We start from the raw sequence: 19900 nt of genomic DNA on the forward strand, positions 1-19900 counted from the left end.
TTATGGCTAGAACTCACCCATCCAAAATCATTGTTTACAGCTCTGCATTTGATCCGATTAGTAACTTTAATATCAAAATTGCTGAACAAGCAGCCCAATCAGTTGATGCTGATTTGGTTTATTTATTGCCTAGTTACTATGGTCAGTATGGAACTATTCATTCTGCTTCTGATCAAGAACGCATTCACATGTGTCGATTAGCAATCCCCAAACCTTTAAAACCGCGCTATCTTGTAAGTGATTATGAACTGCAAAAAAAAGAAAAATCAAATCCTTACGATACTTTAGAAGCATTAAAAAGTTTGCACCCAGATGCTCAATTTTATTTATTAGTTGATTATGAAACTTTAAGCACTTTTTCTGAATTGTACGATGCAGCTTTAATTAAATCGATGGTAACTTTTATTTGTTATAAAAATAAGGATATTGATCAACTTAAATCGAATTTTTTAAATGATGCGAAAATTGAATATATAGATGATGATGGGTACAATCCTAATCAGCCACCTTTATTTTTAAACCCCACTCTGAACGAACTAAATCAAAAAGTGATTGATTATATTAACCAATACGGCACTTATGCTAAAGCCCAACTAAAACATATGGTCAGTCAAGAACGTTACCAACATTGTTTAGCAGTTGCTGATACAGCTGTTAAAATTGCTCAAATTTATAATCATGCTGACACTAAACACGATCCAACTGAACAACAAAAATTAATTGCTGATGCTTATATCGCTGGGTTGTATCACGATTTGTGCAAAGAATTGCGGTCCCATGATTTAATTGATATTGCCCGAAATCAATTAAAAATCAAATGGTGACCCACTAAAAAAGTTTTACACGGACCAGTAGCGGCTTGATGGTTAAAGCACAAATATTATTTAAATAATTCCCGAATTCTAAGCGCAGTTGCTCAACATACGATGCCGATTGTATCCCAACCCGATCCGTTAACTAAAATTGTTTTCTTGGCTGATCGGTTAGAGCCTAAACGCGAAGCAGCTTGAACCCCACCAAAATTTAAAATGTTTTGGGATTTGTTAAATAACAACCAATTTGAAGAATGTTATCAATTAGTTAAGACTGAAACGGCTGCTTTGCACGAATCTCAGCCTGAACCATTTGTTTATCCAACTAAATTTTAAAAGCAAAATCAGAAACAAGATTAATGCTTTACAATTAATTTTTGAGATCTATACTGGAGAATCAACGTGAAATTTCTTTCCTTATTAGCAAACACTATCACCCAAGCTAACGAAGTTGTTTTAAAATACAGCCAATACCAATACGATTTAGCAGTTGGTTTGGGTGTGGGTTTAGGCATCTTTTTTTCTTTAATTGCTGGTTTAATCATTGGTTGATATTTAGCAATGCGAGTATTTAAAAAACAACTCCGCGAAAACCCGCCCATTACTGAAAAACAAATCCGACAAATGTACATGCAAATGGGGCGTAAACCATCTGAAAAACAAATTAAGCAAATTATGAATCAATTCAAAAAACAATCATAATTTGTTTTTTATTTGGAAGTTTTAAACTATGCCTAAATTCATTATCGCCGTTGAAAAACCCGAACAATACCCTGACAATCATTTATTTGAATGTTGTTTGGTTGGTCGGTCTAATGTTGGTAAATCTTCATTAATTAATGGTTTGGCTAAACAGGCAATTGCCTATATTTCCAAAACCCCTGGACGAACTCAAACGGTTAATTTTTATAATTTTGACTCATTTTGACTAATCGATTTACCTGGCTATGGTTATGCCAAAGTAAATTATGACCGTAAACAAAAATTAACTACTATTATTGAAAACTACGTTTCACATCGACCCCAATTAATTGCTGTTGTTCAAGTTTGTGATATCAATGTCATTACTGAACATGATGTTGAAGTGAAAGATTATTTAATCACTAAATTTGATAACTACTTATTAGCCTTAAACAAAATGGATAAGCTATCTTACAGTCAACAACAGCATCAACTGAAACTAATTGCTGCTAAAATGAATTTAGATCTTAATAAAATTTTGTTAGTTAGCGCACGCAAAAAAACTAATACCGAAAAACTTTTAGCACTAATCAAAGCTTGAACTCGTAAATAATTTTTATGTCTAAACCGATTAATTTTTATCAACACCAACAAATCGAAAACCAAATTCCCAGTGGCTGACAAAATTTGGCAATTGGAACAATTGCTTCTGATCAAACCAAATATTTTTCCATTGTTTTACCACCCCCTAATGTAACAGGTATTTTACATTTAGGTCACGCTTGAGACGGCACTTTACAAGACATGTTGATTCGGTTTTATAAATTACAAAAATACAATGTTTTGTGAGCCAGTGGAATGGATCATGCTGGAATTGCGACACAAACTAAATTCGAAAAAGAACTACGCGAAAAACAAATTGATAAAGACCAATACACCCGTCAAGAATTTAACGCTTTAATTACCGAATGAAAAAACCAACACGCTCAAACTATTCGTCAGCAATGAGCTAAAATGGGTTTTTGTTTAAGTAAAACTAATGAACGATTCACTTTAGATGATCATTCGGTTCAAGTAGTATTGGATTCGTTTGCTGAACTTTATCAAAAAGGTTTAATTTATCGGGCCGAAAAGTTAGTTAACTGGGACACTCATTTACAAACAGCCATTTCTAATATTGAAATCATTCACAAAGAAGTAGCTGATGTTATTTATCATATTGATTATACTTGTGCTACTAATTCTGAAATTAAGCTAAAAGTTTCTACGACCAGACCCGAAACAATGTTTGGTGATGTTTGTTTAGTCGTTAATCCTGATGATCAACGTTATCAAAAATATTTAAATCTTGAATTTATTAATCCCGCAAATAATCAACCTTTAAAAATCATTACTGATCCTTATGTTGATCCAAGTTTTGGTTCAGGAGTAATGAAATGTACACCTGCACACGATTTTAATGATTATCAAATTGGTTTAGATCACCAATTACCCCTTGTCAAATGCATTGGTTTAGATGGCAAAATGTTAAATAATTGTTTGGAATTTAGTGGTTTAGATAAAACGGATTGTCGTCAGCAATTAGTGGCTAAATTTAAGCGGCTAAATATTTTAAAAACTGAACCTCACATTAATAATGTTGGCTATTCTGATCGCACTAATGTTGTTATTGAACCCATGTTATCTGAACAATGATTCGTTAAAACTTCAGTAGTTGCCAAAAAAACTAAAGAAATTTTGGAACAAAACCCTGATCAATTATCTTTTTTTCCGGATAATTTTTTGAAACAAATGTTTCATTATTTATCCAATATGGAAGACTGGTGTATTTCTCGACAACTCACTTGGGGAATTCAAATTCCGATTTTTTATAATCAAAAAACAAAAGCTATAGTAAATGCAACTACAGCTCCTGATCAATCGGGCGATTGGGTTCAAGATTCGGATGTATTTGATACTTGGTATTCTTCTGGTCTATGACCATTAACCACCACTGAAACTTATAAGAATCAAAACTCCCGATTTCAGCATTTTTTCCCCACTTCAGTATTAGTAACCGGAACAGATATTTTATTTTTTTGAGTGTCGCGAATGATGATGTTTGGAGCAGTTTTTGGAAAATTGATGCCGTTTAAAAAAGTTTATTTACACGGCTTAATTCGCGACCAACTCAACAGAAAAATGTCTAAGTCATTGGGAAATGGTGTTGATCCTCAAGAATTAATTCAACAATATGGTGCTGATGCTACCCGATTGTTCTTTATCGACAACACTAATAGTGGTGAAGATTTAATTTATGTTGAAGCTAAAGTTAAAGATGCTAGTGCTTTCATTAATAAATTTTGGAATGCTTACAATTTTTTACAGCATAAAAATATCAATTTAACTGATACCAATTTTGATCTAAACACTTTAAATTGATCTGAAAAATGAATTTATGCAAAATTAGCAGCTTTAAACAAACAATTGTTGCGTCATTATGAACAATTACAATTTAATTTAATTAGTAAAAAAATCACTGATTTCGTTTGGAATGATTTTTGTGGTTGGTTTATTGAATTTATTAAATTTAATTTCCCAAATAGAGTTCAAGTTAATAGTCAAAAATTCATCAGTTTTATTTGACATAAAATTCTGATTTTACTAAATCCCTTAATTCCTTTTGTAACCGAATTTATTTATGATCAAATTCATCAAACAAGCAATCAATTTTATAATCAAGTTGATGTTTTAATTGAATTTGAACAACCTGAACACCCTTGATTTTTTCAGTTTATTCAAGCAGTGCGGAACATTCGTAACGAATTAAAAGATCATCATACTAAATGACAATTTATAATTCATAATAATGATAAAAATAATCATATAGCAACAGAAATTACTGCAGTTACTGATTTATTTGCTATGGTAAATTGTGAGCTGATTAATTCGGCGCAAGATCAAACTAAGATTTCATTTGCAATTAAAAATTATTTGTTCGATTTGTATTGCTCATTCGAACAAACCCAACAATACCAAGAAATTTTAAATAAAAAAATTGCTAAATTAAATGCCGAAGTTGTACGGTCAGAAAACATTTTGGCTAACCAAAACTTTTTATTAAAAGCAACGACTGAAAAAGTTGAACTAGAAAAAATAAAATTAAAAAATTATCAAGAAGAATTAAAAAATTATCAATTAATTCTAAAGTTACAAAAATAAAATATGTCAAATCACATTGAAATTGAATTATCTCAAACTCAAATTATTTTTACTAGAATCGTGGCATTTAATTTTATTTTTTTGCTGCCAATTTTAATTCTTTTTACTGAATGGGTAATTTTCTTTTTCTGAAACGACCGGAAGTATTTATCAAATCGCTTGGCTGATAAATGTCATAAATATAATAAAATTATTCATTCAATTGCATTTGGGTTAGCAATTCTTTTCTTTTTTAGTGTAGTTGGTTTGATTATTTTTTTTAATGTTTATACTAATAGAGATAATTGATGAAAAAATAATCAATATATTTGAAAGTTTAATCCCTCAATTTCCAAAAATATTTTCTTGGGATGAGTTAATTTTGGTTTCATTATTTATCTTTTAGATACATTATTTTATTTAAATTACAACATTCGTAAAACCCATTCTTATTTTGCTGTTTATTATCAAAAATACAAGCAAAATAAAGTTGGTTATCAAAACTCAAATCCGAACCAATAAATTTGTGATAAGATATTAGCAATAGAAAAATTTGTTTATTAAATTTTAATTCGAATTTTTACATTAAAAAATAAGGTTAAGTGTAATATAAAAATTATATGAGTTCTTCATCTTCTAAATCTCGCATTCTTTTAATTTTATTTTCTATTTTTTTAGGTTTTTTTGCAGTTGATCGTTTTTATGCGGGAAATCTAAAAATTGCCATTCTAAAATTTCTTAGTATCTTTATTGGTTTAATCGCCATTTGATGACCAATTGATATTTTCTTAAGCATCTTTGGTGTAGTAAGAGACGGTAACGGTAATTACATTTAGTTTCGATTTAATTTAAAAATTCAATTAAAAGATAATTAAATTTAAAAAATCTCCTAACATTATTAGGAGATTTTTTATTGTGATTTTTTGTTTTTAATTAATTTTTTTAGTTAAAGCAATTAACTATTTTCTAATCTCATTTTGTTTCAAACTTAGGTTTTCAGTCAAATTTATATTAAAATTATTAGATAATTTTGTTGTTGAGGTATTGATTTTGCTTAAAAGAATTCAAGAAATTATTCATAAGGTTTTAGTTGCTAATAACCTACCATCTGATTTTGTTATTAAAGTGGAAAAAACCAAAAAAATTAGTTTTGGTGATTTTTCAACTAATGTGGCTATCATTGTTGCCCGATTAATTAAGCAAAATCCCCAAACAATAGCTAATCTTTTAATTAATCATCTCAGAAAATATGATGAATTTACTAAAGTTGAATTTGCTTTACCTGGTTTTATTAACTTTAATTTACAATTAAATAATTTCACAACTTTAGCACAAAATATTAGAAAAAAAGGCAATGATTTTGGCCAGCAACCAACCAAACCTTTTATTTATTTAGTAGAATTAGTTTCTGCTAATCCCACAGGTCTATTACACGTAGGACACGCCCGTAACGGAATTTTTGGTGATACTCTAGTTAACTTATTAAAATTTGCAGGCTATCAAGTTGATACAGAATATTTAATCAACGATGCGGGAAATCAAATCAATAATTTAGCTAAATCAGTTTATTGTCGTTACCTTCAAATTTGTGGTGTTGATGTTTTAATGCCAGAAGACGGTTACAATGGACAAGAAATTATCAGTTGTGCTCTTGCTTTTTACCACATTCATGAGCAACAATTTTTAGATCATCAACCCGTAATTTTGGAGCAATTTGCAACTGATTATTTTCTTGAAGAGATTAAAACTGATTTAAAACAATATCAAATTCAAATTGATCATTTTTTTTCAGAAAAGTCAATGCATCAAAACCAAGAAATTACTGAGATTTTTACTAAATTTAAAAATCATACCTATCACAAAGATGGTGCTCTTTGATTTGCAAGCTCTCAATACTTAAACAATGATAAAGATGAAGTTTTAGTAAAATCAGACGGGCAAATTACTTATTATGCTCAAGATTTAGCTTATCACTGAAATAAAATACAACGGATCCAACAAAAAAACTCCCATTATCAACTCATTGATATTTGGGGCAGCGATCACCATGGTCATGTGAGTCGATTGCAAGCTTTTTTAAAAGCAATTAATCAAGCTGAAAAAGTCAGTTTTTTACTTACTCAATTAGTACGACTAATTAAAAATGGTCAAGAACTCAAAATGTCCAAACGAACTGGTAATTCTTTATTAATGCGCGATATGTATGAAATCATTGGCTATGATGCATTACGATGATATTTAGTCGCTCAGTCTATTAACACTCACATTGATATTGATTTGGATCTAATCAAAGAAGAATCCGCATCCAATCCCATTTACTATGTTTTATATGCTTATGCCAGAATTTGACAAATTCTAAATAAAGTTACAGATTTTGAGTTTCAACCCACTGATTTTAGTTTATTAACAACTGGGATCGAACGTGAATTAATTAATCATTTGTATTTTTTTGAAACAAATATAATTCAAGCAGCAGAAAATTATGAACCCCATCGAATTTGTAATTACTTGTTTGAATTAGCAAAATTACTCCATACTTTTTATAATTCTAACAAAATCCTCAACTTAACAGATGCAGCTTTAAAACAACAACGTTTACACTTAATTTATGTTGTTCAACAAATTTTGTTTAACGGATTAGCTATTTTAAAAATTACTCCCCAAAAACAAATGCAGGCACTAAATTAAGAAGATCATTAGATTAAAAAATTCTAGTTTAAAATGAATCAGAGGTACTTTAGCATGGGATCGAATTAATTAACGGTTTAAAAATCAGAAATGTATACACATTTTTCATTGACAACATTAACAAATTCTATTTTGATTACACATTAATTCCTAAAACTTATAATATTAGCTTCTTTAATAAAGATAATACTACTGAATTGGACGATGAAAAAATTCACTTTAACTTTAACGTTAAAATTTTAACCGCGATCAAAACTTTGTTAAATAGTTCGTTAATGCGAATTAGCCGAAAATTTGCAGAACGAAATACATCAATTTTTCATTTCGAAAAAAATTGATGTGTTTTTGACTATGAAAAAGTTAATGATTTCAAAATCATTGGCAATAAAGACTTTAATCGTCAATATAATTTTGATATTTTAATTGATCCCACTAGTTACGTTTTTGAATACGCTGAAAAAATCCAATTATCGTTTTATTTAGATGAAAAAAATAATATGGTCGCGGGTGGTTTTTCAGTTAACTGGGGTGATACTAAGCCCCAATTGAATCAATTTGATCAAATTACTGATCAACTTTTTATCAACGATGTTAGTAATGTTTTCATTAATAAAAACATTACTAAAATTTCCATTAACAACATCATTGATTTGATTGATGAAAAAAGTGATTCAAATGTTACAGAAAAATATCCGGTCTTATTTAAACGATGATTAGCTTTATTAAGAAAGCGTTATCCTAATCAATATGACCAAATGTTTGCGTCTAAACAAACTCACAAATGATTTTTTTCCATTTTAATTGTTTTATCAGCCCAACTAATGATGTATGAAGATTTACGTAAATTCTTTCAAAACACCAAACCATTAGCAATTACTCAAAAAATTTTAAAACATTCTTTTAAACCTTTAAAGTTAAAGAATGTAAATCAAACTTTTTCACCTAAACAAGACTGAATGGATGTTGTAGCAATCATTCGAAAATTCTACACAACCACATTTGATACTGATGATGTGAGAGATCTAGAAGATATTGAAAGCATTGTTGATTCTGCTTGAACTAAGACCGAAGACGAATCGTTTCTCTCACCCATTCCCGCCTATGAAATTACCCGTCAAGCCGATATTAGTTTCATGGATGAAGAACAAAATATTTTTTTAGATGACCCCCAATTCAAAACCTTTTTCTTATTAACTATGGCCCCTTCTTTATTTGGTCTAAATGAAGATGGTGATCGTCATATTAGTTATGAGAAATACAATGAAAAAATTGCTAATTTACAATCTAACATGTTATTAGAAGAAACATTAGCTGATTATGTGGAAAATAATATTTGTGAGTGAAATTATGATTATGCTGGTTTCATTAATAAAAACTTGTCATCATTAATTATTAAAAACGCTAATCCCGTTACTATTACTGCAACAGGAGTTAATGTTTTTGATGTTAACTTACACGTTTTTAATAATTATTTTTGAAGCATGATTTACACTCAAGCTCGGTTTTGAAAACTGTGAGTTTTAGAAGTTAAATTTAATAAATCACGTATTAACAATTCTAGTAAATTACGCGATATTCTTTATCAACTTAATAACTTAAAATTTGACTGAAATGACGATTTCTACGGAATGAAAGAAATCAAACGTTTAGTCCAAAAATATGTTGAATACAATAACTTTGAATCATCACTTCGCATTTTAATCCGCCGGGTAATGCGAACCGATAGTAGTTTTGGAAAAACCAAAGAACGCGCAACAACCCAGTATGCTTTTATTATGGCTGCTATTTTTGGAATTTTGGATTTCTTCACCACAGTTTATTCAATTTTACCAGTTAGTTACCAGCATCAAACCGAATTAACAACCGATGGTTTAATCGCAATTGTCATTGGATCATTTTTATCAACGATTTTATTCATTGGCTTTTTAGTGATTTTTTATAAATTCTATTTAAAACGTAAAATTGCGCAGTGAAAAAAAAGAAGGAGACGATAGGATGATTAAACACCGTTTTTCTGATCAAACAATTGAGATTTTTAAATTAAAAGAAATTGTTCCTTTTTATATTTCTGACATTAATGTTAAGTTTTTTGATAGCTTAAATAATCATCCTAACAAAACTTTCATTCAAAAAGTTTTACCAGCAATTAAAAAAAATTTAAAGGCTGAAGACTTAGAAGAATTGGATGCTTTAGATAATTTAACTAAAGCTGAAAAAATCAAGTTAATGCTGAATTTGGCTTTACAAAAAATTATGGCCCGGACTAGTGGTTCAAGTGATGGACTATTAAAATTACAGCCCGAAAGTACTAAAACCAATCCTGTGTACATTGGCTATATGCATAAGTATCATCCCCAAGAAATCGATGGTGCTGTTTACAGTCAAATTGAACGACGCTATAATTTTTTTATTGATATTAATCAATCATCCTATCTGAATAAATACATTGAACAAATTCAATTATCTTTTTATTTAGATGAAGATAATGAAATTTTATCTGGTGGGTTTTCACTTAATTATGATTGAGATCAGCTAATTAGTTTTGATGCTTCGGTTCAAAAAATTTATTTACGAACTTTAATTCGGAATTTTATTCTAAAACAACTTTATCCAATGTCATTAGAAAATCTGTTGGAGTTGTTTGGCACATTTGATTCTCACCGAAAACCAACAGCCCGAACTACTAAAACAGATAAATTAAAATTTACTGACATTACAGTTGATGACATCAAAAATAATTGAGTCGAAATCATTAACAAAAAGTTTTTAAACTATCTTGATCTTGATCAAGTTGCTAAACAATATTTTCAAGATACCTTATTTTATTCCATTGTTATTACAGTGATTATTATTTTGTCATTATATGAAGAATTACGAATTTATTTCACTAATGAAAGTCCTGAAATTATTTTAGGAATTTTAAATCGTCCAACCAATATTAATCGTCAACAACAAGATCCTGTACAAGACTACAATGAGCTATCTCACTTTTTATCAGAAAACTATTTTAGTAAAAAGAAAGATTTAAAAATTGAAAAAGTTAGATCAGCTGAAGAATTAATTGAACTAAGTACTTGAGCGAATGCAGAGCGAGGTTTTGAATCATTTGGTTTCCCATTACCAGTATTTGAATTTCATGATAGTCAAAATAATTTATTAATTTCAGCAGACAGTTTCTTTAAAGAAAACGATAAGATGAAATTATTTTATTTAATGACTATTTCCCCCCAATTATTTGGCATGGATGAAGATGGATATTTTATTGAATACGGACAATTACTTCGGGTATTAGCAGCTAATAAATTTAATTCCAAAACTATGCCACTTTTTTATGAAAAAGTACAAGAATCTAATTGTGAGCTAAATTACAACTTTGCCACTTATCTAAATGAAAAAACTATCTTAATTCTTAAAACAGAACCAGTTGATGTTTATCATGATTATTTCTGAGCTCAAATTTATGCTCAATCAATTAATTGAATTCGAAAAGACATTGAATTCGACTTTGACAATGATTTAAATCCCAAAAAAAATGCTTTATTGTATCGTGAAAAAATTAATACTTTAGAAAATTTAATTTTTGACTGACAAGATGAATTTTATGGGATTCCCCAAATTCGGCATATTGTTTATAAAATTGATGAAATCAATAATTTAAAATCATCTATTCGTTTGTTAATCGATCGAATTAATGAAAAAGACAAAATATTTCGAAAAGATAATGAAATTAAAATTTTAATTTTTGCTTTTGCTACTGCAGCAATTATTGGATTTAATAATTTTTTTGGCATGATTTATACTGTTTTATCAGTTGGTAAAGATGCCAGTTATTCTACAGCCAATATTACTGTAATTAGTATTTCAGCAATTTTAGCTTTTATTTTAATTTTTATTTTTGGAATTTATATTGTTCGAGTTTATAAGAATAAAAAATTTCTTAAAAGATTTAAAAAAACTCTTAATTAGGGTTATTGATGTAAAAAATATTTATTTACATTACATAAAAATTTATAATTCGTAATAAAAAATGAATATTAAAAAACTAAGAAAAATTAAAAGTATTTATCCTGATCAGAAACCTACATTTTGTTTTAATTGCGACATTAAAACAAATGATATACAATTTCATGTTAATGAACTAAATGGATTATGCACAAAATTTGATAATAGAATTTTATTGTAAAATGTACAAATTGTATACTTACTAGCGTATAAGTAAATTATGGTGAAAAAAATAAAAAAGAATAGACAGCACTAAAATTAGTATATTGAAAAGTTGATGTATATGTTGATATTGATCCCACTTAAAAACTGAAACATAAATCATTTCAATTTTTCAAACTTCAGAAATTACAAAAATAGAGTGGTATTAATACCACTCTATTTTTTTTAAATTTTGCTGTTCAAGAATCTCATTAATTTTTGTAAAAATTGGCACTTTAAAAAAAGAGATATGAGCTGCTAAGGGTGAAGGATGAGAAGAAAAAATCTTTTGTTCAGGATTAGTACAAACATGATTAATTAAGTTTTGTGCAAATTTACCCCAACCAACATAAATTAAATTAGGATGATAATGAGCACAATGTTTCATTAAAGTTTTTGAAAATAAATTTCAAATTCTTTGGTGCTTACTTGGTTGGTTGATTTCAGTTGTTAGTGCAGCATTCAACAAGAAAACCCCTTGTTTAGCCCAATTACTAATATCTAAATAACCAGTAATTCTAGTACTAAATTCCTGATTCAGTTTTTCAATAATATTTTGAAATGAAGCTGGAGTTCGGGTGTTTTCAGCAAATCAAAATGCTAATCCATTTGCCACATTTGGGGTTGGGTAAGGATCTTGTCCTAAAATAATTACTTTCATTTCTTCAATGGGTGTTAAAAAGAAAGCATGAAATAAATTATCTAGTGGTGGAACAACATCATAAGCGTTATATAACCGTGCCAATTCAGAAATTAATTCTTGTCATCATGGTTCATGTTTAATATTAAGGAAGAATTGTTTTCATCCCGGACTTAATTTACTAATTAAATTATTTAATTTTTGTTTAAATTCTATTAGATTAGCCATTAATAATTTTATTTTTAGTTTCTTCAACCGTGGTTTGACTCAGTCAGTTTTCCGCATTTGACTTGGCTACAACCGTGTCAAAATTATTGGAAAATTCAAAGTCCGGGAAAAGACTAAACAACAAATCATTCACTTGAAGTTGACGGATTCCTGATCAATTAAAAGTATTTTCAGATCCATCATTAAAAGCTTTAATTTCCTGACGGAAATCATTAATTACCCGATTATTAGGAAAGAAAACTTTTTGATCAATGTAATATCCATAAGTATTCTGGATTAATACTCGCGAAGTGGGATTAAAAAACTTATTAGGATTTAATTCTTGACTAAGTTTAACCAAACTATCATCATAGAATTTAGTTTGATTAACCAAATTATTTCAACCCAAATTATTAGGATTAGGATTGGTTAAAATTTTCTCTGGTGCATCAGCAGAACTAATCCCTTCTTGCTGAACTGGTTTGATCACATTCGCTCACAAAGCATAATTAGCTAGATGAACATTAAAATCAGTGCTTTGAAAATGTTGCAATGTGGGCGGGATTAAGTTACTGTTACCAGAAATTTTAAAATAATTATTAATAACTTCAGGATCTTCGGTATATTGTCCAGTATTGTCTAAACGAAAACCATAATTATAAATTGATTTTTGAATGTTAAAACGAACTAATTCCTGAGGTTGGTTATTGACATTTAAAGTGGTCACTGTTTGATTGGTGATTGTATTGGCTGGGTCAGTAAATTTAATAAAAGCTTGATCACCCTTTTGATTGGTAACAAATTCAATGTTTTCTAAATTTCCCAAATCAAAATAAATAGAACGAACTTCAAATTTAATCCCTGGACTTCCTCCAGCAAATCCGTTCCCTTGGTTTAAAACATTAGCTTCAGCAAAACTAAATTGATAATCGAGAAATTGTTTAGCAGCAGCTGGGGTTGCTTGGTTCAATTTTTTTAATGCCTCAGGTTCACCCAAATACTTTTGAATGGCATTTGCATCACTTAATACCGCTGTTACTTGATTATTTTGATCATTAACATAAGTATAGTAATTACGTAATAAATTAGCCCGAGCCACTAAAGCATATTTCTGATATTTTAGAGCACCTGAAATTAAATTAGAAAAGAAATTAGCTTGAACAATACTTAATGGATTTTTTAATTCGCCTAATTTCACTCGTTTGTTAGTATCGTTTTGGTCAGTAAAAAGGTATTCACTAACATTTTCTGGATCACCATAATTAGTCCATAATTTGTATTCGTTATTAACAACTTGGCTAGCTTGGTTTTTAGTTTTATAAAACAGGGTTGTTTCCACTAAACGGGTTACTGGTCCCCCAGAACGACCACACGCGGCTAAAACTAATGGTGTGGTTAAACCAAAAATTAAAAAACTTAAAACTAATTTTGGTTTTTTTCAAAAAGCTTTTTTCATGAAAATAATAATTTTTTTCTTGATTTTTTAGAGAAATAAAAAACTTAAACAATGTCTTCAAATCGCCCAGTTGGTTTTTTAAAAACTAGTTTAATGTTACCAATTTCTCCGTGTCGATTTTTGCCGATTTTTAAAGTGATTTCGGGATTCAAATAATTTTTGGCATTGGACAAACTACTTTCCATATCACCACCCAAATCATTCGAAGCCTTATCTTCCTGGTATAAAAACATAACAATATCAGCATCTTGTTCAATCGAACCTGATTCACGTAGATCAGATAAAATTGGTTCTCGATCTTCTGATTTGCGTTCTTCAGTTTTTCGGTTTAATTGTGCTAAAGCTAAAATTGGAATTTTTAAATCAATTGCTAAAGTTTTTAAACTTCGTGAAACAATCGCAATCCGTTGCTGCACATTTAAGCCCCGGCTGGCTTCATCCCGGGTAATATTGATTAATTGTAAATAATCAATGATAACTAATTTCAAGTTATATTCGCGTTTTCAGGTTTTAATAATACCAATAATCTCACTAATGTTAACATCGGTTCGATCGTGAAACAAAATATTACTGTTTTTAATTTGTTGTAACGAATTATTAATCGCTCGTTGTTGGTCTTGAGTGGGTAAAATTCCTTCAAGTGGTTTTTTCACATCGTTTAAAAAAATGTTACCGTGAATAGCGATCATTTTTTCTAGAAGTGATTCTTTATTCATTTCTAAAGAAAAAATCCCAATTGCATTTTTATTAACTTTTGTGATATCCGTTTCGCTAGGATCACGCTTTAAAGCATCAAGATTATTAATTAAAATATTGATTGCAAACGTCGTTTTTCCCATTCCGGGTCGAGCTGCTAAAATCAATAATTCTCCACCAATTAAACCCTTAATTTTACGATTTAAAAGCGAATAACCAGTTTTTAAAAACTTATCACTTTGATCAGTATGAGAAAGTGATTTGTTAATTAAATCGTTGTATTCTTCCACCACTTCTTTAGCTGTTAAAAATGATTTAACATTATTATCAACAACAATATCCGCAAATTTTTGACTTCATTCGTTCGTCATTGTTTTAATTTGATCAATTGAAACATAAGTTTTTAAAATTTTGCGACACAAAAGATCAATATTGTTTTTAGTCCTATGAGTTTTTAAAATGTCGATTTGATGTTGCAAATCAAAAATAAAAGTCCCATAAGGCAAATTGGACAAATAGACAATGTTATTTTGTAAATTTGAAGGGGTATCAGTTGGATAAAAAGCCTTTAGTTCATTGGTGACAGTACTTAAATTAATTGGGATTCTAGTTAATTCAAGCTTATTTGCTGCTTGATAGATTGTTCGCGCATTGCGACTCGCAAATAAATCTATGCTAATTTGAATCAATAAATCAGATGAAGCCAAAGTTTTATAGTCATGAATTAAAGCACTTAAAACAATTCGTTCTGCTTCTTCAACATCTTTTTGGGTAATAGGATCTAAATCAGCTGGTGTGAGATCATCACTTGGAATTTCATCAAGTAATTCGTTATTAGCATTAAGCTCTTCCAATTCTAATTCCATTGCGTCAAGATCAAATGAATTTGGATCTTTATCATTCTCAAAATTCATATGATTATGCTTCAGCCTTAACTAAAATTTTTAAAGTAGCGGCAACTGATTTATCCAATTGTAAAATTAATTCATGCGATCCCACTGTAAATGACTGGTGATTTTTAAAAACAAATTTAGATAATTCAATCTGATAATCAGATTTTAATTTCTTAATGATGTCATGGTGGGTGATGCGGTGGAATTCTTTATTGTTATGAGTTTTTAAACTAAAAACTAATTCCAAATTTTCAAGGGTTTTTTTCAGCAAACTATTTTTCAATAATTTTTCATCAGCCAGTGATTGCTGTTGGTTTAAAATGGCATCAATTTCTTTGCGATTATTTGCTGCATAAACTTTTGCTAAATTTTTTTTCAACAAAAAGTTACGGGCATAACCATCACGCACATCAACAATTTGGTGTTTCTTGCCAACGTTAGGAACATCTTCTAATAAAAATACTTTCATCAATAAGTATATCCTCCATTAGTCTTTATATTAAAGCAAAACAATTGTTGCAATGCAACAATTGTTTTATTTAATTGTGGATTATTTTTTATTCAGCAACAAATGGTAATAAGGCAACAATGCGGGCTCGTTTAATTGCGTTAGAAATTTGACGTTGGTGAGAACCACAATTTCCAGTGATTTTAGAACTTGAAATTTTATTATTGGTTTTCAAGTAACGTTTCAATAAAGTTACATCTTTATAATCGATGTAAAATTGACCTTTTTTACATAATAAACAAATGCGTTTAGCTGCAAATTTTTTGCGTTTTGAGTGAGTTTTTTGTTTTAACATTTTCTGTTCCTATTTATTTATTAAAAAAGATTTTAATTTTTGATTAAGAAAATAATTCATCGTAAATGGATGCATCTTCTTCATCTTGATCATCAGAATAACTAATTGGCTTAATGTCTTGGTAATTAATCTTTGTGGTACTAACAATTTCGCTCTCATCACTGGGAACATTTACTCCAGTAAAATCTTCATCGTTAAAATTGTTGTAATCATTAATTACAGGTTGATTAACAGGTGTTTCTTTATCATAACTTTTATAGTTGCTAGAACTAGCATTACTATAATTGTTTGCTTGATTATTACCAAAACCACCAGAACGACGATTAGTCACTTGGAGTTGAATTACACTAATTTCGGTTGAATAAACAACTCGACCATCACTATTGGTGTAGGTTCGAACGGTTAAATTTCCTTCAATAAAAACCCCATCACCTTTTTTCAAGTATTTTTCCACAAATTCAGCAGTTCCGCGTCAAACTGCCATACTGAAATAATTTGCTGGTGGTTTGGGATTGTTTTTAGTCGGAATTCCCGAACAAGCAACAGAAATCCGAGCGTATTTTACCCCGCTATTGCTCATTCCCATAACAGGATCTTGTGATAAATTGCCAATTAAATAAACTTTTGGTAACACAAAAATACAATCCTTTTATTGCTTCAAATTTAGTAAAAAAACCGAACTATTCTTCATTAGAAGTTTCAGTTTTTTCTAATTTTGCTTCGCGTTCTAAAGTTTTAGTGGTAGTTGATTGAGTGTCCAAGCCTTTATAGTCACGAACTTCACGTTTTTTTGCTTCCACAACGTTTGCGTTTTGCACTTCTTTAGCTTCTTGAGCAGCAGCTTCGCGTTGTTTGTTCAATAAATATTCTTGGAACTTGCGTTGACGAAATTCAGCAGACTTAATTTTTTTCGCGTTATGTAAACTTTTGTAAGCATAGTTACGTTCTTCATTGATTAATAAATGACGCAAAACATGCTTGTTGATTGTAACTAAACGGGTAAATTCTTCAATCGCTTTTAAATCATCAGATTCAAAGTTTAATAAATAACGATGACCTGAGGTTTTTTTGTTGATTGGATAAGCTAAAATATCTGATCAAGTAACAGATTGTTTAAAATTAGTCGTATTTTTTTCAGTAAATAGGCTTTTTAGATTGCTGATGGCTTTATCTGAATCTTCATGAGATAATTCCCCATCAACAACTAACATAATTTCATATTTGTTCATGTGTTAATTTTTGATTCCTTCTGGGTTCCGGCCCGGTTTCACTGATTATTTTTAGATTGAAAATAACCAATTGATAATAGGCTAAGGATATAAAGTTTCAATTTACATAAAACTGCATTGAAAAATATCGCAGAGCAATTAGCTAACAATGTTTCTATAATTAGTGATACTTTTATTAAATAGCTAATTTTTTATTAAATTGAATACCAAACAATTTTACACTTTTTTCTTTTAATCTTTTGATTTATTTACTTAAAAATCTAGGTTTTTACTCAATTTCGGTTGAAAAACTTTCAAGAAAATGCGTTTAATAATCTTTGTTCCAAAAGTCTTGACTAAACAAAAAAATAATTGCTAATTCGAAATTGAATTGGCAATTATTTTAAAAATTTTCGATTAAAAAATCAGTCTTAAACCTTATCTTCGGGATCTGTGTTGTAATCCGTTAGGAAATAAATGAGTTTTGTAGTCTGAATGATGTTCTAATAAAGCTTGATAATAAGAAGTTTTCTGATCCAACCCTCCACCATGAACAATATCATAATCAGGAATATAATAATTTTTTAAATTACTATACAAATACCGTTCAGACTTTAAGGCTTGAGAAATTCCAATTCCACCATTGTTTCATTCAGCGTGATGAATGGCAAAAATTTCTCGATTTTTATTAACCATCATTGATCCTGAAGAACCCGCTCCTAATCCAGCATCCCGCACAGCATAAGATAAACCACCAAAATAGTGTTTTTTACCATAAATTTGAAATGGTACATTTTTTAGAGCTAATGCGGGATTTAAAATACCTTCATACCCCTGAACACTGGTACTTCATCTAGAATTAGAAAACGGAGTTCCTTGATCGATGATTTTTTCATCGGGATATTTACGTTTGTTGTAAACAGAATAAGCAACAGGAAGTAAAGATGATTCATATGCTGGTTTATTGCTAGCAATTTGTAAATCAGTTTGGTATGGAAAACCTAAAACATAAAATTGCGGATCCCTTCATAAACTTGGATCAGTAATGTAAGAATTAGCCCGAAATTTTCACTGCTTATCACCCCAATTAGCATAATCATTAGTATAAAATTTCGCATCATCAGCATTTTTAAATGTCACTTCCAAAACAGCGAAATCTAAAAATTCTTCATCACTTTCTTGGAAAATATCAGGAGAAAAATCATGAGGTCTGGTTTTTAAAAAATCATCAGCCATGTACAGCAATTTCACATGATCTAAATCAAAACCTACACTACTGTTAGATTCAGTTGGTGTAGTGTTATAGCCAATAACTTTAGGTGGTCGAGAGAAATTTTCATCATTATCCGCCCCACTATAATCAGGAATATTGTTGTTTTTTTGATAACCAAAAAAACGAGTCATGCGAAAGTGTTGGGTTTTTAGTTTATTGTGTTCAGAAGCTTGTTTATACTTACCATAACTTTTATCATTGTATAAATTTTTAGCAACATGAACATTGGTTGCAAGGTATCAAACAATAGGGTATGATCCATCATTGGTTAGTTTGTAATCAAGGAATCAACCAGTCCCATATTTTGGCCCAGGACCCTTTTCTCCCTGAAGATCATCTGGAGTTGGATTAGTTTGGGTAGTTTCGTTTAAGAAATATAATGAAACAGATGATTTAAAAATGGAATCATAATAATCATTAGCAATCATTCCGTTGATTCGGTAAGCAGGTCGTGGAAATAAAGTTGAATTAATTAAATCACTATATCCTGCTCCACCAAAACTAACACTACCATCATCACCCACACTGACAGCATTATTAGTTTCAGGATAACGAATAAATTGTGTATTAACTGGAATTTGCTGATTAGCAACTTGATAATGAGAATCTTTAACTGGTAAATTTAGTTCATCTTGATAAAAATGAGTCTGTTTTTCAGTTCCTAATGTGTAGTAGTTAAAAGTATTACTTAATTCGTCAATTTTGCTGTAGTCACCACCAAAAAAAGATGGATCTCATCCAGAAGTTCCTAAATTAGCTTCATCAGCAGTATTAACTCCATAATTGGCACCAGGATAGACCCCATCAGTCAAAGGAATATTTCGTACTGGTCTTTTAGGAATTCCTGAACGAATAACTCGAGTAGGTGACTGAGTAGAACTGTTGGAATTGGGTTTAATTGGAGTGTTATTGGGTTTTTTAGGTTCAGTTTTTTGAATTTCTTCATTCGGATTTTGTTGATTAGTTAATCAAGGAAAATCATTTTTATGATTGGTAGTTTCAAATGAATTATCTAATGTACCTTGAAAATCAGCATTAGAACACGCCGAAAGAATTGTTGGGAGCACAAACAGTCCGAAAATCAAGAACTTTTTGGTTTTTTTCTTTATCATTATTAGAACCTACTAACTTTGCTTTTATACATAACACAATCCCAACCA

17 protein-coding genes are annotated in these 19900 nt (G+C 29.7%); 9 read left to right on the forward strand and 8 right to left on the reverse strand.

Annotated elements, in window-relative coordinates:
- The first annotated feature begins 2 nt into the window (after positions 1–2).
- From yqeK to NPA10_RS02190, 9 genes are all read left to right on the forward strand, one after another.
- Positions 3–1148, forward strand: a complete 1146-nt coding sequence (gene yqeK / locus NPA10_RS02150; RefSeq protein WP_256547084.1) for a bis(5'-nucleosyl)-tetraphosphatase (symmetrical) YqeK — start codon at positions 3–5, stop codon at positions 1146–1148.
- Positions 1149–1295: 147 nt separating this feature from the next.
- Positions 1296–1514, forward strand: a complete 219-nt coding sequence (locus tag NPA10_RS02155) for a YneF family protein (RefSeq protein WP_256547863.1) — start codon at positions 1296–1298, stop codon at positions 1512–1514.
- 28 nt (positions 1515–1542) lie between these two features.
- Positions 1543–2106: a ribosome biogenesis GTP-binding protein YihA/YsxC gene (gene yihA / locus NPA10_RS02160; RefSeq protein ID WP_256547085.1), complete on the forward strand. Its 564-nt coding sequence runs from the start codon at positions 1543–1545 to the stop codon at positions 2104–2106.
- Between the two features lie 5 nt (positions 2107–2111).
- A complete protein-coding gene (locus NPA10_RS02165) occupies positions 2112–4694 on the forward strand; it encodes a valine--tRNA ligase (protein ID WP_256547086.1) in 2583 nt (860 codons plus the stop codon).
- 3 nt (positions 4695–4697) lie between these two features.
- Positions 4698–5195, forward strand: a complete 498-nt coding sequence (locus NPA10_RS02170; RefSeq protein ID WP_256547087.1) for a hypothetical protein — start codon at positions 4698–4700, stop codon at positions 5193–5195.
- A gap of 98 nt (positions 5196–5293) precedes the next feature.
- Positions 5294–5509, forward strand: a complete 216-nt coding sequence (locus tag NPA10_RS02175; RefSeq protein WP_256547088.1) for an NINE protein — start codon at positions 5294–5296, stop codon at positions 5507–5509.
- Positions 5510–5723: 214 nt separating this feature from the next.
- Positions 5724–7361, forward strand: a complete 1638-nt coding sequence (argS, locus tag NPA10_RS02180) for an arginine--tRNA ligase (RefSeq protein ID WP_256547089.1) — start codon at positions 5724–5726, stop codon at positions 7359–7361.
- Positions 7362–7636: 275 nt separating this feature from the next.
- Positions 7637–9355 carry an MPN338 family protein gene (locus tag NPA10_RS02185; RefSeq protein ID WP_256547090.1) on the forward strand — a complete coding sequence of 573 codons (1719 nt, stop codon included), beginning with the start codon at positions 7637–7639 and terminating at the stop codon, positions 9353–9355.
- Between the two features lies 1 nt (position 9356).
- Positions 9357–11327: an MPN338 family protein gene (locus NPA10_RS02190; protein ID WP_256547091.1), complete on the forward strand. Its 1971-nt coding sequence runs from the start codon at positions 9357–9359 to the stop codon at positions 11325–11327.
- Positions 11328–11730: 403 nt separating this feature from the next.
- On the opposite strand, the gene NPA10_RS02195 is transcribed toward NPA10_RS02190, so the two are convergent.
- The 8 genes from NPA10_RS02195 to NPA10_RS02230 all read right to left on the reverse strand — a co-directional run bounded on the left by NPA10_RS02195 (position 11731) and on the right by NPA10_RS02230 (position 19807).
- Positions 11731–12432, reverse strand: coding sequence for a uracil-DNA glycosylase (locus tag NPA10_RS02195; protein ID WP_256547092.1), 702 nt, complete (start codon positions 12430–12432; stop codon positions 11731–11733).
- Positions 12425–13867: a hypothetical protein gene (locus NPA10_RS02200; RefSeq protein WP_256547093.1), complete on the reverse strand. Its 1443-nt coding sequence runs from the start codon at positions 13865–13867 to the stop codon at positions 12425–12427. Before NPA10_RS02200 ends, NPA10_RS02195 begins: the two co-directional genes overlap by 8 nt.
- Positions 13868–13911: 44 nt before the next feature.
- Positions 13912–15477 (reverse strand): DnaB-like helicase C-terminal domain-containing protein, encoded by a 1566-nt coding sequence (locus NPA10_RS02205; RefSeq protein ID WP_256547094.1) that lies wholly within the window; start codon positions 15475–15477, stop codon positions 13912–13914.
- A gap of 4 nt (positions 15478–15481) precedes the next feature.
- Positions 15482–15925: a 50S ribosomal protein L9 gene (gene rplI, locus NPA10_RS02210; RefSeq protein ID WP_256547864.1), complete on the reverse strand. Its 444-nt coding sequence runs from the start codon at positions 15923–15925 to the stop codon at positions 15482–15484.
- Positions 15926–16013: 88 nt separating this feature from the next.
- A complete protein-coding gene (gene rpsR / locus NPA10_RS02215) occupies positions 16014–16259 on the reverse strand; it encodes a 30S ribosomal protein S18 (RefSeq protein WP_256547095.1) in 246 nt (81 codons plus the stop codon).
- Between the two features lie 43 nt (positions 16260–16302).
- On the reverse strand, positions 16303–16893 hold the full coding sequence (locus tag NPA10_RS02220; RefSeq protein ID WP_256547096.1) for a single-stranded DNA-binding protein: 591 nt from the start codon (positions 16891–16893) through the stop codon (positions 16303–16305).
- Positions 16894–16939: 46 nt separating this feature from the next.
- Entirely contained in the window at positions 16940–17488 is a 549-nt protein-coding gene (gene rpsF, locus NPA10_RS02225; protein WP_256547097.1) for a 30S ribosomal protein S6, read from the reverse strand.
- 417 nt (positions 17489–17905) lie between these two features.
- Positions 17906–19807, reverse strand: coding sequence for an MIP family Ig-specific serine endopeptidase (locus tag NPA10_RS02230; protein ID WP_256547098.1), 1902 nt, complete (start codon positions 19805–19807; stop codon positions 17906–17908).
- Between the last annotated feature and the right edge of the window lie 93 nt (positions 19808–19900).

It is taken from the genome of Mycoplasmoides fastidiosum (assembly GCF_024498275.1).
Lineage (GTDB): Bacteria > Bacillota_I > Bacilli_A > Mycoplasmatales > Mycoplasmoidaceae > Mycoplasma_N > Mycoplasma_N fastidiosum.